Below are 14,986 nucleotides of genomic sequence, written 5' to 3' on the forward strand. Positions count from 1 at the left end.
TCACTGTAGCAGGTCGCAATCCTCCCCGCATGAACGGGCTGTCACGATTCCAGCCTCAGCGCCGGCGGTGCACCGGTGCGCGGGCCGTCGCCACCGCCGGGCGCTCGTCCTTGTGGCGGAAGCTGATGCGCGCCTTGGTGAGATCGTAGGGGGACATCTCCACGGTGACCTTGTCCCCCTCGAGGATGCGGATGCGGAACTTGCGCATCTTGCCCGAGGCGTAGGCGACGACGTCCACACCGTTTTCCAGCAGCACGCGGAAGCGCGTATCCGGCAGCACTTCGGTGACGGTGCCTTCCAGTTCGATCAGTTCTTCTTTGGCCATGCTCTGCTCCTGCCCGGAATCAAGCACCGGGCGGCTTGCCATGAAAAAGAAAAAGCCCGGTAAACCGGGCTTTTCCGTGTCGTTCAGCCGCCGCTTATGCGGGACGGATGTTGGACGCCTGTTTGCCCTTGGGGCCTTCGGTCACGTCGAACGTGACCCGCTGGTTCTCGGACAGGGTCTTGAACCCGCTGCCCTGGATGGCGGAGAAGTGGGCGAATAGATCGTCGCCACCGCCGTCGGGTGTGATGAAGCCAAAACCTTTGGCGTCGTTGAACCATTTCACAGTACCAGTTGCCATGTCTAGATTTCCTGAATAGCAGTTTGAGGATGGGCGCATGCCCGGGTGACGAGAATCAAGACGGAACAGCTGACGAACTGGAGTACCGGATACAAAAATGAGGCACAGCGTAACGGGCTTGCGTACTGCTTGAACATCTCGTTGACGGCAGTATGGGGGCAGCAGGGGGCCAATGCAAGCTTTATTTGCAAAAACTTTTCCGGCGCGGGCGCATTGACCTCTGTTATGATGCGCGGGCGGCATCTGTTCCAGTCTCCGTGCCGCGTCCGGTTTTTCCTCCACGACCCCCATCTGCCTCAGACTGGCGCGCCGCGGGCGCGACAGGCCGATACTTTTTTCTCGGAGTATTCATGCATTTTTCAGAGCTCGGCCTGGCCGAACCCATCGTCCGTGCCGTCACCGAACACGGCTACACCACGCCCACCCCCATCCAGCGCCAGGCGATCCCGGCGGTGCTGGCCGGCGGCGACCTGCTTGCCGGCGCCCAGACCGGCACCGGCAAGACGGCGGGCTTCGTGTTGCCCATCCTGCACCGCCTGGCGCAACGGCCCGTCACGAACCCGGCGCCCGGCCGCCCGCGTGCCCTCATTCTCGTCCCCACTCGGGAACTCGCGGCCCAGGTGGAAGAATCGGTGCGCATCTACGGGAGATACACCGCGTTGTCCTCGATGGCCATGTTCGGCGGCGTGGGCATCAATCCCCAGATCGCGCGGCTGAAAAAACGCCTGGACATCCTGGTGGCCACACCCGGGCGGTTGCTGGATCACGTGCAGCAGGGCACGCTGGATTTGTCGGGTGTCGAGGTGCTGGTGCTGGACGAGGCCGACCGCATGCTGGACATGGGCTTCATCCACGATATCCGCAGGATTCTCGCCCTGCTGCCCACGCATCGGCAGAACCTGCTGTTCTCCGCCACCTTTTCCGACGAGATCAAGTCCCTGGCGGACAAGCTGCTCAACCGGCCTGCCCTGATCGAGGCGGCCCGGCGCAACGCCACTGCCGACACCATCGCCCAGAAGATCCATCCGGTGGACCGGGACCGCAAGCGGGAACTGCTCGCCCATCTCGTCAAGACCCATCAGTGGTTCCAGGTGCTGGTCTTCACCCGCACCAAGCACGGGGCCAACCGGCTCGCCGAACAGCTCAGCCGCGACGGCATTCCGGCCCTGGCCATCCACGGCAACAAGAGCCAGGCGGCGCGCACCCGCGCCCTCAGCGAATTCAAGCAGGGCAAGCTCCAGGTGCTGGTGGCCACCGACATCGCCGCCCGGGGCATCGACATCGCCGAGCTGCCCCACGTGGTGAATTACGAACTGCCCAACGTTCCTGAGGACTACGTCCACCGCATTGGCCGCACCGGCCGCGCCGGCAATGTGGGGGAGGCGGTGTCCCTGGTGTGCGTGGACGAGCACCGCTTCCTTGCCGACATCGAACGACTGATCCGGCGCAGGCTGCCCCGGGAAGTGATCCCGGGATTCGAGCCGGATCCAAACGCCCGGCCCCAGCCCATCGAGTTGCGCAGCCCCGGACATGGCACCCGCCGGCATCCGCCGCGGGGCGGTGCCCGGGCGGCCGGCCACGCCACCTCCCGGTCCGGCCCGGGGCACGGTCAGTCCGTCCGACGCGGCCGCGCCTGAAGCAACCCGGCCGCCGCGCCAGTCGGCAGGATCCGGCGCAACGGGGAAAAACACGACGGCTGCGGGCGCCCGGGAGCCCCGTGCGCCATCCAGCGCGCAATCGAGAAGCTGGACCAGGAGCACGGGCCAGGGTGAGGCAGATCAGCGCGCCCGCCCGAACACGTAGCGCAGGCGCGAGGGTGCGTTGACCTCGGGCTTGTCCAGAAACACCAGGTGCAGGTTGCCCGCGGCATCCAGGGTCAGGGCGGCATCGGACTGCACGCCGGGACCGGCCGCGCCTGGCACCGCGAGGTCCTCGCTCCAGCCCTGGGACATCTTCCAGGACAGCCAGATGTCCGGCGTGCCGTCGCGATCGTCGTCCCAGGCCACCGCCACGCGACCGTCCGGGTGGCCGGCGATGGCAGGATGCCACTGGGCGATGTTGTCGCCGAAGGGGTCCTGCACCTTTTCGTTGGCGCCGAAGGTCAGGTCGGCACCGGCAAACGCACCATAAACATCGTAACCCGAGCGGAAGTCGCGCTTGTCGGCCCAGACCGCGGCCACGCCATCGCGCCAGGGCGTGAGTGCCACCCGCATCACCCCGGTGCCCCGGCCGAAGCCGAGACTCTGGCCGCGCCATTCGGATTCGTTGAGCTGCCGCGGTGGAGAAAAACGGCGGCCTCCATCCCGTGACACGGCGTAGTAAAGCCGGGTGTGGCCGGCGCGCCTGTCCTCCCACGCCACCACCAGCCGGTTGCCGTCGAGCACCGCGAGACTCGGATAGGCCTGATCTCCGGCGCCGCCATCATCCACCGCGCGGACGCGAAGCACGCGGCCGTCCCGCGCCAGGGCCGCCACCTGGATGCGCCACTGCCCGCGCCGCCGTTCCGACCAGGCGGCAAACAGGCCCGTTTGGGGATGGAATCCCAGGCTCACCTGCGCCGAGGGCACCGCCGTGAGGGACCGGGCGGGCCCCAGGCCACGGGCATCCAGCCGGCGCACCCGCACGCGACCCCCCTCCTCCCAGCCGGCCACGAAGGCCCCTTCTGCCACGGCATGCACCACGGGTTCGGCACAGTCGCCGGTTCCGCTCAGCCGGCGCGGGGGCGCGAAGCCGCCGGCATCCAGCACCTTCAGGGCGACATGGCAGCGGGGGGTCCCGTCCCGTTGGTCCTCCCAGGCGACTGCCACCGTGTTGCCGGAAACGGCAATGTTCTTGCGTCCGGCGGATTCCACGTGGAAGAAAGCCGTCACGCCGGGCACCACGTCCAGCGGCGCAGAAAATTCCCATTGCGCGTGCGCACCCCCTGCGCCCAGGGCCAGCAGCGCGACAAGCCACCTCATGGCTCGCCCCGCAGGAATTCGGTCAGGGTCTGGCTGCGGTAGTGGCCTTCGCGCACGAAGCGGTCGTAGTTGCGGAAATCTTCCACCGTCTGGATGCCCGGGATGCGCGCCACCTCCGTGCCATCCGGCAGCAGGTACAGGAACAGGGGGGTGGCGAAGGCATGCAGACGCACCCCCAGCTCGGCCTCGGTGATGCGCTCGCCGCTGGGCAGGCGCAAACGGCGTCCGCTTTCCGCATCCACATACACCAGCACGTAATGACGGGTGTAGAGATCCTTCAGGGCAGGATCCACGAAGGTCTTGCGGTTGACCTCGTCACACCAGGCACAGCCGAAACGGCCGAAATAGACGAACAGGGGTTTGCCCGTCTGCCGCGCCCGCGCCAGGCCTGCGTCGAAACTCAGGAAGGGATAGCCGGCAGGGGGGTCGGCGTGGACAGGCAGGGCGGACAAAAGGCCAAGCAGAAAGGACGCGATCCAGCGGGGCATGGAACACTCTCCAGCAGGGGCAGGCAGCATGGCCGTACGGGACGGGCTCTCATTCTGCATAAACCATCGCCGGCGGATTGCCAAGTCCGCCTCGCCCCGGCTGCCGCGGGCCCCTACAATAGAGGTTTTTCTGCCGGAGTTTTTCATGGGATACCAGTTGCTTGTGGGCCTGCTCGGCCTGCTCTTCACCTTGGGCGCCGCTGCCGCCAACCCGGTGGTGGAAATGAAAACCAGCCTGGGCACGGTGACCCTCGAGCTCTATCCGGACAAAGCGCCCAAAACGGTGGAGAACTTTCTGCGCTACGTGAAACGGGGTCACTACAACGGCACGATCTTCCACCGGGTGATCGACGGCTTCATGATCCAGGGAGGCGGCTTCGACACGCACTTCCGGGAGAAGCCCACCGACGCCCCCATTCCCAACGAGGCCAACAACGGCCTGCGCAACGAGCGCTACACCGTCGCCATGGCGCGCACCATGGATCCCCACTCGGCCACGGCGCAGTTTTTCATCAACGTGCGTGACAACGATTTCCTCAACCACAGTGCGCCGACCCTGCGCGGCTGGGGTTATGCCGTGTTCGGCCGGGTGGTGCGCGGCGAGGAGGTGGTGGACCGCATCGCCAAGCTGCCCACCGGGCCCGGCGGCCCCTTTCCCGGTGACGTGCCGCGCCAGACGGTGGTGATCGAGGACATGCGGCTGGTGCAGTGAAGCATGCCCCGCAGAGGTTTCACCTGGTCTTCCATCCTGGCACTCATCGCCGAGCATCGGCGCGAGCTCCTGCTGGCCCACGGCGTGGCGATCCTGGCCGCGCTGGCCAGTGTGCCCATTCCGCTGCTCATGCCCCTCATGGTGGACGAGGTGCTGTTGCACAAGCCGGGACCCATGCTGGCCCTGATCGACCATCTCACCCCCGCGGCCTGGCAGGGGCCGGTGTTCTACATCCTGACGGCGCTTACCCTTACCCTGCTCCTGCGCCTGACCGCGCTGGTATTGGGCGTCTGGCAGGCCCGCCAGTTCGTGCTGGTCGCCAAGGACGTGGTGTACCACCTGCGCGAGCAGCTGCTTCTGCGCCTGTCCCGCATCGCCCTGTCCGAATACGAAACCCTGGGCAGTGGCACGGTCGCCTCCCATCTGGTGAAGGATCTGGACGCGGTGGACAGCTTCATCGGCGCATCCGTTTCCAAGTTCGTGGTGGCGGTGCTCTCCATCCTGGGGACGGCGGTGGTGCTGCTGTGGATGCACTGGAAACTGGCGCTGTTCATCCTGCTGCTCAACCCGGCGGTGATCTACTTCACCATGGTGCTGGGCAAGCGCGTGAAGGAGCTCAAGAAGCGGGAGAATCGCGCCTTCGAGGTGTTCCAGCAGTCCCTCACGGAAACGCTGGATGCCATCCACCAGATCCGGGCGATGAACCGCGAGCGTCATTACATCGCCCAGGTGATCGACCGCGCCCGGGGCATACGCACCCATACCGCGGCCTTTTCCTGGAAGTCGGACGCGGCAGGCCGCCTGTCCTTCCTGGTATTCCTGTTCGGTTTCGATGTGTTCCGCGCCCTGGCCATGCTGATGGTGCTCTATTCCGGCCTGTCCATCGGCCAGATGATGGCGGTGTTCGGCTATCTCTGGTTCATGATGGGGCCGGTGCAGGAAGTGCTGGGCATCCAGTACGCCTACTACGGGGCCAAGGCGGCACTCGCGCGGGTGAACGGGCTGTTGCGCCTGAAGGAAGAGCCGATCTATCCCCACCTGAAGAACCCTTTCCTGGGCAAGCGCACCGTGGGGGTGGAGGTGGAGGATGTTTATTTCAGCTACGGCGACACACCGGTGCTCAACGGTGTCTCCCTCGCCATTGCACCCGGCGAGAAAGTGGCGCTGGTGGGTGCCTCCGGCGGCGGCAAGTCCACCCTGGTGCAGGTGATCCTGGGACTCTATACGCCCCAGTCCGGCACGGTGAAGTTCGACGGCGTGCCCGTGACGGAAATCGGGCTGGACGTGGTGCGCTCCCATGTGGGCACGGTGCTGCAGCATCCGGCCCTGTTCAACGAAACGGTGCGCATGAATCTCACCCTCGGCCGCGAACTTTCGGAAGCGCAGCTGTGGCGCGCCCTGGAGGTGGCCCAGCTCGCCGATACCGTGCGGGCCATGCCCAAGGGTCTGGACACCGTGGTGGGGCGCCAGGGCGTGCGCCTCTCGGGCGGCCAGCGCCAGCGCCTGGCCATCGCCCGCCTGGTCCTGTCGGACCCGCAGGTGGTCATCCTGGATGAGGCCACCTCCGCCCTGGACGCCGAAACCGAAGTCCGCCTGCACGCGGCGCTGGCCGAATTCCTGCGCGGGCGTACCACCCTCATCATCGCCCATCGCCTGTCCGCGGTGAAACAGGCGGACCGTGCGCTGGTGTTCGAGAATGGCCAGATCGTAGAGGAGGGCCGCCACGAGGAACTCATCCGGGGCGATGGCCTCTACGCCCGGCTCTACGGCACACTGCAGCACTGATGGCGGAGCTAGTCCCGATCGCCGCGGCCTGGCTTGCCTACGGGGCGCTGCATTCCTGGCTGGCCGGACGCGCCTGCAAACAATGGGTCGGCCGGCACTGGCCGCGGCTGCTGCCCGCCTACCGGCTGCTCTTCAATCTGGTGGCCGTCGTCCTGCTCATGCCGCCCCTGTGGCTTGCCTGGCGCTTCGACGGTCCGGTGCTGTGGCAGGTGCCCGGCTGGATCGCCTGGCCGGCGCTGATCCTCGCCCTTGCCGGTTTCGCCTGGAGCACCCGCTGGTATGACGGTGCCACCTTTCTGGGACTTGCCCAGTTGCGGCGCCGTATCGGTCCGGACGATCAGCGGGAAGCCTTCACCCTCTCGCCCCTGCATCGCCACGTGCGCCATCCCTGGTATGCCCTGGGACTGCTCGTGTTGTGGACGCGCGACATGAACGCGGCGTGGCTCACCACGGCCGTCATCGTCACGCTCTATCTGGTCGTCGGCAGCCGGCTGGAAGAGAACAAGCTCATCGCCCTCTACGGCGAGGCCTACCGCCGCTACCGGGCCCGCGTGCCCGGTCTCATTCCCTGGCCCGGGCGCAGTCTCAGCCGCGAGGAGGCGCAGGCGCTGGAAGCCCTGGCCCGCTCTTCAACACCCTGACCGGCGCTCATCCCGCCTGCCTCCGGCAGGAAGCCTGCCCTATTCCTTGAGCGCCTCCAGCGCAATGTTGAGCCTGACCTCGTCCGACACGCCGGGCGCGAACTTGCCCATGCCGAAGTCCGAGCGTTTCACGCTCGCCACCGCGTTGGCGCCAATCGCCTCCTTCTTGCGGATGGGGTTCATGGCCTGGTGGAAATGGGTGATCTCCAGCGTGACCGGTTTCGTCACGCCCTTGATGGTGAGCAGCCCTTCCACCGCCACCGGCCGGTCACCCTCGATGCGCACCTGGGTGGACCGGTAAGTGATGACCGGATGGCGCGCCGTGTCGAAGAAGTCCTCCCCCTGGATGTGCTCGTTGAACAGGGGATGGCCGGTGTTCACGGACTTGGCATCGATGCTGACCTCCACGCTGGCGGACCGCGCGGCGCGGTCCAGCACGACCTTGCCGCTCACCCGGTCGAAGCGGTGGGTCTGGGTGGAAAATCCCAGATGGTTGTAGGAAAACCAGGGCGCGGTATGGGCCGGGTCGATGACGAAGGTTTCGGGTGCCGCCAGCGCGGGGCCGGCCATCAGGAGCAACAGGGCAAGCAGACGTTTCATGGACTCTCCTCCTTTCCGACGGACAGCAGGATTCAGGACGAACCGGACGCGGCGAGCACGAGCCGGACACGCACTTCCACTTCGTTGGCCACGGTCGAGACATCGGCCCACATGCCCTCGCCGACGGCAAAATCCAGGCGCCGCAGCGTGAAGCGGGTCTCCGCCACGGCGCGCCTGCCGCTCGTGCGGACAGTGACGGGCAGGACGAGCGACCGGCTGCGGCCCTTGATGGTGAGCGTGCCGCCCACCTCGTAGCGGTCAGCCCCTGTTGCCTTCACTTTCTGCACCAGGAAGCGCGCCACGGGATGGCGCAGGGCATCGAACCACAGCCGGCCGCGGGCTTCCCCGTCCCCTTCCGGCGAGCCGGTATCGATGGCGCTGACTGCGACCGTGATCTCGCCCCGGGTGGCCTCCGGTCTGGCCGGGTCGAAGACGAGGGATCCGCCCACCTGCCGGAAGGCGCCTTCCACCGGCACGTTCATCTGGCGATAGATGAAGCCGATGCGGCTTTCCTCCGCCACCAGCGTGTCGTATTGCAGCGCCGCCGCCGGGCCCGCCAGCAACCCCGCCAGGACAAAAAGCCAAGCCTTCATCCCCGCCTCCCCGCCCGTCCGGGCAGCATGCGCAGCATGAGGCCATCCCGGTCGTGGAACTGGTGCTTGAGGGCGGCGGCCACGTGCACCACCACGAGCCCCAGGAAAAGGTAATTGAGCGCGCGGTGGAGCACGGTGAGGGCATCTCCCAGCACCTTGTCCCGGCCCACCAGGTCAGGCAGCGGCAGGATGCCGAACCAGACGGTCTGAAATCCCTTGGCGGAACTCATCAGCCAGCCCGACAGGGGAACGACGAACATGAGCAGGTAGAGCAGGCCGTGCACCCATTGCGCCGCCAGGCGTTGCCAGGCGGGCATGACGGGAAGCGGCGGTGGACGATGGGCAAGACGCCAGCCAAGCCGCAGCAGCGCAAGCAGGAACAGGGTGACACCGGCCCACTTGTGCCAGGCGTAGAGCCTGAGCCGCTGGGGACTGAGGGGCAACTCGTGCATAGAGAGGCCCAGCAGGAAGGTGCCGGCCAGGCCCACCGCCATCAACCAGTGCAGGCCGATGGCCGTGCGGGTGTAACGCGCGCCGGCTTCCCATCCCATGGCGCCTCAGCACCGACCGTCAGGTGCGCTCAGCCCACCTTGTGCACGCGGTTGGCCTGGAGCCCTTCGTCTGCGGTCTCCACCAGGAAGCTCACCTCGTCGCCCACCTGGAGGTGTTCGAATTCCGGATGCACGACGTTGAAGCGGTGGAAGTAGAGCTCGTCGCCGGTGGCCGTCTCGATGAAGCCATAGCCCTCCTCCGGGAACAGGCGGGCGATGCGGCCGCGGCTTTCCACTTCGTGGGTCTTGATCTCGCCCCGCTGCCTGCGCGCGAAATCCTCCAGCTTGCGCCTGGCGGCGTCGAAGGCGTCGCGGATGGCCACATAGATGTCTTCCGCCTTGTCGCGGTTGATGACGAGCTCGCTGCCGGGCACGGTGATGTCCAGACGGATGTTGTAGAGCTTGCCCTGGCGGTGGTGCCGCTGGATGGTGCCCACCACCGCGCGCACCGCCATGATGCGGTCGTAGAAACGGTCGAGTTTCTCCGCCTTTTCCCGGATGGCGGTCTCGATGGCATCGGAATGGGGAATGTCACGGAATGTGACCTGCAGGGGCAGTTGCATGATGGCTCCCTCGTGGATTCGGGTAGAAAAATGGATGGTTTGCCCGCAGTTTACCATCCGGCCCCGGGGAACCGCGACATGCCCGCGGGGTCTTTACCCGGTCCGTGCCCCTGAAAACGGTAAAATCTGCCGATGAATCCGCCCTTTGCCGAACCCAAACCGCTGATGCGCTACCGCCCCTACTGGGCCAGGCGCTTCGGCACCGCACCCTTCCTGCCCATGAGCCGCGCCGAAATGGAGGCGCTGGGCTGGGATGCCTGCGATGTCATCCTCGTCACGGGCGATGCCTACATCGACCACCCGAGCTTCGGCATGGCCCTGGTGGGCCGCCTGCTGGAGGCCCAGGGCTTCCGCGTCGGCATCATCAGCCAGCCGGACTGGCGCTCCGCCGAGCCTTTCCGCGCCCTGGGCCGGCCGAGGCTGTATTTCGGGGTCACGGCGGGCAACATGGATTCCATGGTCAACCGTTACACCTCGGACCGGCGCATCCGCTCCGACGATGCCTACACGCCCCACGGCGAGCCCAACCGGCGTCCGGACCGGGCGGTGATCGTCTATGCCCAGCGCTGCCGGGAAGCCTATCCGGACGTCCCCATCGTCATCGGCGGCATCGAGGCCAGCCTGCGCCGCATCGCCCATTACGACTACTGGTCGGACAAGGTGCGCCGCTCGGTGCTGGTGGATGCCAAGGCCGACATGCTGCTCTATGGCAATGCCGAGCGCGCCCTGGTGGAACTCACCCACCGCCTGGCCCGGGGCGAGTCCATCGAGACCATCACCGATTTGCGGGGCACGGCCTTCCTGCGTCCCCACGGCTGGCTGCCGGGGGCGGACTGGACGGTGATCGATTCCACCGAAGTGGACACCCCCGGCCCGCTAATCCCGCATCCGGACCCCTATGCCATGACGCCCGCCCCCACTGCCTGTGCCGCCCCGGAGACGGCCCCGCAAACGCAGGCGCCGCCGGCTGCCCCCGCGCCCCAGGTCATCCGGCTCCATCGGCAGCGGGCCGACCGCAGCCGCACGGTGATCCGGCTGCCTGCCTTCGAGCAGGTGGCCCATGACCCCGTGCTCTACGCCCACGCTTCGCGCACCCTGCATCTGGAATCCAATCCCGGCAATGCCCGTGCCCTGGTGCAGGCCCATGGCGACCGGGACGTGTGGCTCAATCCGCCGCCCATTCCCCTCACCACGCCGGAGATGGATTACGTCTACGGTCTGCCCTATGCGCGCCGGCCCCACCCCGCCTACGGCGATGCGCGCATTCCCGCCTGGGAGATGATCCGCTTCTCGGTGAACATCATGCGCGGCTGCTTCGGCGGCTGCACCTTCTGCTCCATCACCGAGCACGAGGGGCGCATCATCCAGAGCCGCTCGGAGGCCTCCATCCTGCGCGAGATCGAAGAGATCCGCGACCGGACCCCGGGCTTCACCGGCGTCATTTCGGACCTGGGTGGCCCCACCGCCAACATGTACCGCATGGCCTGCAAAAGCCCGACCATCGAGTCCGCCTGCCGGCGCCTGTCCTGCGTGTTCCCGGACATCTGCCACAACCTGAACACGGACCATGGGCCGCTCATCTCCCTCTACCGCAAGGCACGCGCCCTCCCGGGCGTGAAGAAGGTGTTGATCGGTTCCGGGATCCGCTACGACCTCGCGGTGCGCTCGCCCGAATACATCCGCGAGCTCGCCATGCACCACGTGGGCGGCTATCTCAAGATCGCGCCCGAGCACACCGAGCCCGGCCCCCTCGCCCACATGATGAAGCCGGGCATCGGCAGCTATGAGCGGTTCCGGCAGCTGTTCGACCGCTTCTCGAAGGAAGCGGGCAAGGAGCAGTATCTGATCCCCTACTTCATCGCAGCCCATCCGGGCACGACGGACGAGGACATGCTCAAGCTTGCCCTGTGGCTGAAACGCAACGGTTTCCGGCTGGACCAGGTGCAGACTTTCCTGCCCACGCCCATGGCGCTGGCGACGACCATGTACCACACCGGCCTCAACCCCCTGAAGGGACTGAAATGGCGGGTGCCGGTCAACACGGTGCGCCAGGGGCGGGTGCGCAGACTGCACAAGGCCTTCCTGCGCTATCACGATCCGGAGAACTGGCCGCTGCTGCGGGAGGCTCTGAAGCGCATGGGCCGCGCCGACCTGATCGGCAACGGCAAGCACCACCTGGTGCCGGCCTGGCAGCCGCCGGGCACCGGCCGCCGGCCGGAGGGCGTGCGCACGCCGCACAAGGCCGCGGCCAAAGGGCCCCGGCGCTAGCAGGCCTCAGCGCCGCCTTTTGCGGGCAATGTTGCCCACCCAGCCACAGGCCGGATTGTCACAGCGATAGCGCCGCACCGGTCTGATTAGCGACCAGAGACGATCCGCCAGCCGGCGACGGACGCGCTGCAGGCTTCCCCCGCACAGGGGGCAGGCCAGGGTGGAAGCAGGGTCGTCGTTCATGGCGGCGCCGGGCTCATTGGGCTTGGTGGAAGTGGAGACGGGTTGTCATACCCCTGCGTAGAGTGCGGGCGCGTGCGCCGGTTCCCCGCAGTGCGAGGCAGGCAAGTCTGGAACAATCCTCCATGCCGCTGTGAGACATGCGGAGGCTCTAGTCAAAAAACGCGCCGGCTTCCCGCGGCCAGCGTCGAGAAGTCCTGCCTGCCGCAAGGATCTGGGATAATGAACCGGTGTTGTCAACCCGAGCCTGCGCCTTGCCCCAAACCGCGGGTGTGAGGCGGCTTCACCCGATTTTCTGCGATTGCCGACCCATGCAGATTCCTGCCCGTATCCAGTCTGAACTTCCCCGCCTGGTGGCCCTGCGTCACGAGCTGCACGCCCACCCGGAGCTCGCCTTCGAGGAACATCGCACCGCCGATCTGGTGGTGCGCGTGCTGGAGAAAGCCGGCATCGAGGTGCACCGGGGCCTCGCGGGCACGGGTGTGGTGGGGGTGCTGCGGGCGGGACGCTCGCCGCGGGCCATCGGCCTGCGCGCCGACATGGACGCTCTGCCCATCGAGGAGGAAAACACCTTCCCCCATCGTTCCCGCCACCCCGGTCGCATGCACGCCTGCGGTCACGACGGCCACACCGCCATGCTCCTGGCGGCGGCGGAATACCTCGCGGCCACACGGGAATTCGATGGCACGGTGTATTTCATCTTCCAGCCCGCAGAGGAGGGGGAAGGCGGCGCCCGCGCCATGATCGAGGACGGGCTGTTCACGCGCTTCCCCATGGATGCCGTGTTCGGGCTGCACAACTGGCCGGGGCTGCCCGTGGGGCAGATCGCCGTGCACAGCGGGCCGGTGATGGCGAGCACCGACCAGTTCGACATCATCCTGCGCGGCCACGGCGCCCATGCCGCCATGCCCCACCAGGGACGCGATCCGGTGCTGGCCGGCGCGACGCTGGTGCAGGCCCTGCAGGGGCTCATCAGCCGGGAGTGCGCGCCCCTGGATGCGGCGGTGCTGTCGGTGACGCGCTTCCATGCCGGGGAAGCCTACAACGTGATTCCCCCCCAGGCCGTGCTGGGCGGCACGGTGCGCACCCTGCGTCCCGAGGTCCAGGCACAGCTGGAAGCCGCCATCGAACGCATGGCCACCGGCATCGCCCAGGCCCACGGCATGCAGGCCCAGGTGGATTACCGGCGGGGCTACCCCGCCACCGTCAACAGCCTGCGCGAGGCGGAATTCTGCCGGCAGGTGGCAGCCGAGGTGGTGGGGGAAGCCCAGGTGCGCACCGACCTGCCGCCCTCCATGGGTGCCGAAGACTTCGCCTACATGCTCCGGGAAAGGCCGGGCTGCTATGTCTGGCTTGGCAACGGGCCGGGGGAGGGCGGCTGCACCCTGCACAATCCCCGCTATGATTTCAACGATGCCGCCCTGCCCATCGGCGCTGCCTACTGGGTGCGGCTCGCGGAGCGCTGGCTGGCGACTTGAGGCATGGCGTGCGCGCCCCGGCGTTGCTATCCTCTCGCCGTCCCATGACCAAAAAAGGAGGAGGACGATGGAATTGCAGGGTTCGCTGCAGATGACCGCTGGCAGCATCACCCTCGACGGCTATCTGCTGCTGCTGTTCGCCATCATGCTGTTCACGGGTCTGTTGGGCGGGCTGGCCAACTATTTCCTGAGCGTGCGCGCGCCGGGCATCGCAGCCCGCGAGCTTTTGCGGTACATCGTCCTGGGCATGGTGGCGGCACTCACGGTGCCCCTGTTCCTCAACATGATTTCCAGCGATCTGCTGGCCATGGCCCGAACGCGCCCCATCGACCTGTTCGTGTTCGCCGGCTTCTGTCTCCTGTTCGTGCTCGCTTCGCGTCGTCTGGTGGACAATCTCGCGACGCGGCTGCGCCCGCCGGCGCGCTGACAGGGGGCGCCATGGAAACCACATCCACCCAACTGTTCGATCCCTACATGGTGACGGTGTTCACCGTCATGGTGAGCGCCGGCATTCTCGCGGGTCTTGCCAATTTCTTCCTGGCCGAGGGCAGCAGCGGGCGGGAGCTCGCGAAATACGTGGTGCTGGGCATCGTCGCCGCCCTCACCGTGCCCCTGTTCCTCAACATGACGTCCAGCAATCTGCTGGAATTCGGCCGCACCCGTCCCCTGGCGGTGTTCGTGTTCGCCGGTTTCTGCCTGCTCTACGTGCTGCTCTCGCGGCGCGTGTTCGAGGCGGTGGCCAACCGGCTGTTCGCGAAGGCGGGCCGCACCAGCCCCGAGCCGGTGAGCGCGGCACCGGCCAGCGTGGAAGACTTCTTCCGCGCGGGGTTCAACGCGACCGATGTGGAAATCCTCCGGGCCGTGGCCCAGGGCGGCTCCGTCTATGACAACCTGAGCAGCCTCACCGCCAACCCGCCGGCCAAGGAGTTCGTCAACGAGCGGCTGGCGCGGCTGCGGCAGTCGGGGCTGGTGGATCTCAGCACGGACGAGCAGAATCTGGTGCATCTGTGCCTGTCGCCCCGCGGCGCGCAGCTCCTGGCGGAAGTCAGCGGGGGCGGCCACGCCTGAGGGGCCCCTTACGCGCCATGGACAAGGAGGGCCTGTGGACGAAGCGGATCTCAGAAACGACCTGGAACGCCAGCTCTACGCCGCCCAGACCGGGCAGACCGATAGCGAGGTGTTCATGAAACAGCTGGTGGACGCGCAGGTATTCATGCCGGTCAGGGACGATACGGCCCCCGGCGGCATCCAGCGCTCCACCCGCGCCCAGCCGCTGGTGGTGCGGGACGAGGCGGCGGGTCTGTCGGTACTGGTGCTGTTCACCAGCCCGGAGCGCGCCAAGCCCTTCCTGGAACACTACCCGGAATTCCGCGGCGGCATTCTCACGGAATTCCGCTGGGTGCTGGAGCGCATGGAACCCGGCTTCGGCATCGTCCTCAATCCGGGGGACGAGCTGGGGCTGGACCTGGAACCGGAACTGGTGGCACAACTGGTGCACAGCCTGCGCAGCTTGCATTGACATGAACAGGCCGTAATCCTTCCGC

At 67.0% G+C, this 14,986-nt stretch carries 17 protein-coding genes; 9 read left to right on the plus strand and 8 right to left on the minus strand.

Going from position 1 to position 14,986, the window contains the following annotated elements; all coding sequences use genetic code 11:
- Positions 1–55 precede the first annotated feature (55 nt).
- Positions 56–325, minus strand: a complete 270-nt coding sequence (infA, locus tag ACZ42P_RS07120; RefSeq protein ID WP_464896865.1) for a translation initiation factor IF-1 — start codon at positions 323–325, stop codon at positions 56–58.
- Positions 326–419: 94 nt separating this feature from the next.
- A complete protein-coding gene (locus tag ACZ42P_RS07125; protein ID WP_464896866.1) occupies positions 420–623 on the minus strand; it encodes a cold-shock protein in 204 nt (67 codons plus the stop codon).
- A 350-nt stretch (positions 624–973) separates the two neighbouring features.
- Between ACZ42P_RS07125 and ACZ42P_RS07130 the strand changes: the two genes are divergently transcribed.
- Positions 974–2,260, plus strand: coding sequence for a DEAD/DEAH box helicase (locus tag ACZ42P_RS07130; RefSeq protein ID WP_464896867.1), 1,287 nt, complete (start codon positions 974–976; stop codon positions 2,258–2,260).
- Between the two features lie 141 nt (positions 2,261–2,401).
- On the opposite strand, the gene ACZ42P_RS07135 is transcribed toward ACZ42P_RS07130, so the two are convergent.
- Together ACZ42P_RS07135 and ACZ42P_RS07140 are read right to left on the minus strand one after the other, a co-directional pair.
- Positions 2,402–3,583 carry a hypothetical protein gene (locus tag ACZ42P_RS07135; RefSeq protein WP_464896868.1) on the minus strand — a complete coding sequence of 394 codons (1,182 nt, stop codon included), beginning with the start codon at positions 3,581–3,583 and terminating at the stop codon, positions 2,402–2,404.
- On the minus strand, positions 3,580–4,071 hold the full coding sequence (locus ACZ42P_RS07140; RefSeq protein ID WP_464896869.1) for a thioredoxin family protein: 492 nt from the start codon (positions 4,069–4,071) through the stop codon (positions 3,580–3,582). Before ACZ42P_RS07140 ends, ACZ42P_RS07135 begins: the two co-directional genes overlap by 4 nt.
- A 214-nt stretch (positions 4,072–4,285) precedes the next feature.
- Between ACZ42P_RS07140 and ACZ42P_RS07145 the strand changes: the two genes are divergently transcribed.
- The 3 genes from ACZ42P_RS07145 to ACZ42P_RS07155 are packed head-to-tail and all read left to right on the plus strand — an operon-like array spanning position 4,286 to position 7,209.
- Positions 4,286–4,783 carry a peptidylprolyl isomerase gene (locus ACZ42P_RS07145; protein WP_464899379.1) on the plus strand — a complete coding sequence of 166 codons (498 nt, stop codon included), beginning with the start codon at positions 4,286–4,288 and terminating at the stop codon, positions 4,781–4,783.
- 3 nt (positions 4,784–4,786) lie between these two features.
- A complete protein-coding gene (locus ACZ42P_RS07150) occupies positions 4,787–6,568 on the plus strand; it encodes an ABC transporter ATP-binding protein (RefSeq protein ID WP_464896870.1) in 1,782 nt (593 codons plus the stop codon).
- Entirely contained in the window at positions 6,568–7,209 is a 642-nt protein-coding gene (locus ACZ42P_RS07155; protein ID WP_464896871.1) for a methyltransferase family protein, read from the plus strand. The genes ACZ42P_RS07150 and ACZ42P_RS07155 overlap by 1 nt, the downstream gene beginning before the upstream one ends.
- A 39-nt stretch (positions 7,210–7,248) precedes the next feature.
- On the opposite strand, the gene ACZ42P_RS07160 is transcribed toward ACZ42P_RS07155, so the two are convergent.
- From ACZ42P_RS07160 to ACZ42P_RS07175, 4 genes are read right to left on the minus strand one after another with little or no spacing between them, the layout of a single operon-like run.
- Positions 7,249–7,809, minus strand: a complete 561-nt coding sequence (locus tag ACZ42P_RS07160) for a YceI family protein (protein ID WP_464896872.1) — start codon at positions 7,807–7,809, stop codon at positions 7,249–7,251.
- A 32-nt stretch (positions 7,810–7,841) separates the two neighbouring features.
- Positions 7,842–8,402 (minus strand): YceI family protein, encoded by a 561-nt coding sequence (locus ACZ42P_RS07165; RefSeq protein ID WP_464896873.1) that lies wholly within the window; start codon positions 8,400–8,402, stop codon positions 7,842–7,844.
- Positions 8,399–8,953, minus strand: coding sequence for a cytochrome b (locus ACZ42P_RS07170; protein ID WP_464896874.1), 555 nt, complete (start codon positions 8,951–8,953; stop codon positions 8,399–8,401). Before ACZ42P_RS07170 ends, ACZ42P_RS07165 begins: the two co-directional genes overlap by 4 nt.
- A 29-nt stretch (positions 8,954–8,982) precedes the next feature.
- The gene (locus ACZ42P_RS07175) at positions 8,983–9,516 is read right to left on the minus strand and encodes an HPF/RaiA family ribosome-associated protein (protein WP_464896875.1); all 534 of its coding nucleotides are present in this window, start codon (positions 9,514–9,516) and stop codon (positions 8,983–8,985) included.
- A gap of 132 nt (positions 9,517–9,648) precedes the next feature.
- Between ACZ42P_RS07175 and ACZ42P_RS07180 the strand changes: the two genes are divergently transcribed.
- From ACZ42P_RS07180 to ACZ42P_RS07200, 5 genes are all read left to right on the plus strand, one after another.
- Positions 9,649–11,784, plus strand: coding sequence for a YgiQ family radical SAM protein (locus tag ACZ42P_RS07180; RefSeq protein ID WP_464896876.1), 2,136 nt, complete (start codon positions 9,649–9,651; stop codon positions 11,782–11,784).
- A gap of 491 nt (positions 11,785–12,275) precedes the next feature.
- Complete coding sequence (locus ACZ42P_RS07185) at positions 12,276–13,442, plus strand: M20 aminoacylase family protein (protein ID WP_464896877.1); 1,167 nt, start codon at positions 12,276–12,278, stop codon at positions 13,440–13,442.
- Between the two features lie 67 nt (positions 13,443–13,509).
- Complete coding sequence (locus tag ACZ42P_RS07190) at positions 13,510–13,869, plus strand: YEATS-associated helix-containing protein (protein WP_464896878.1); 360 nt, start codon at positions 13,510–13,512, stop codon at positions 13,867–13,869.
- A gap of 11 nt (positions 13,870–13,880) precedes the next feature.
- Positions 13,881–14,510: a YEATS-associated helix-containing protein gene (locus tag ACZ42P_RS07195; protein WP_464896879.1), complete on the plus strand. Its 630-nt coding sequence runs from the start codon at positions 13,881–13,883 to the stop codon at positions 14,508–14,510.
- A gap of 34 nt (positions 14,511–14,544) precedes the next feature.
- Positions 14,545–14,961 (plus strand): SseB family protein, encoded by a 417-nt coding sequence (locus ACZ42P_RS07200; RefSeq protein ID WP_464896880.1) that lies wholly within the window; start codon positions 14,545–14,547, stop codon positions 14,959–14,961.
- The last annotated feature ends 25 nt before the right edge of the window (positions 14,962–14,986 follow it).

It is taken from the genome of Thiobacter subterraneus (genome assembly GCF_055379455.1).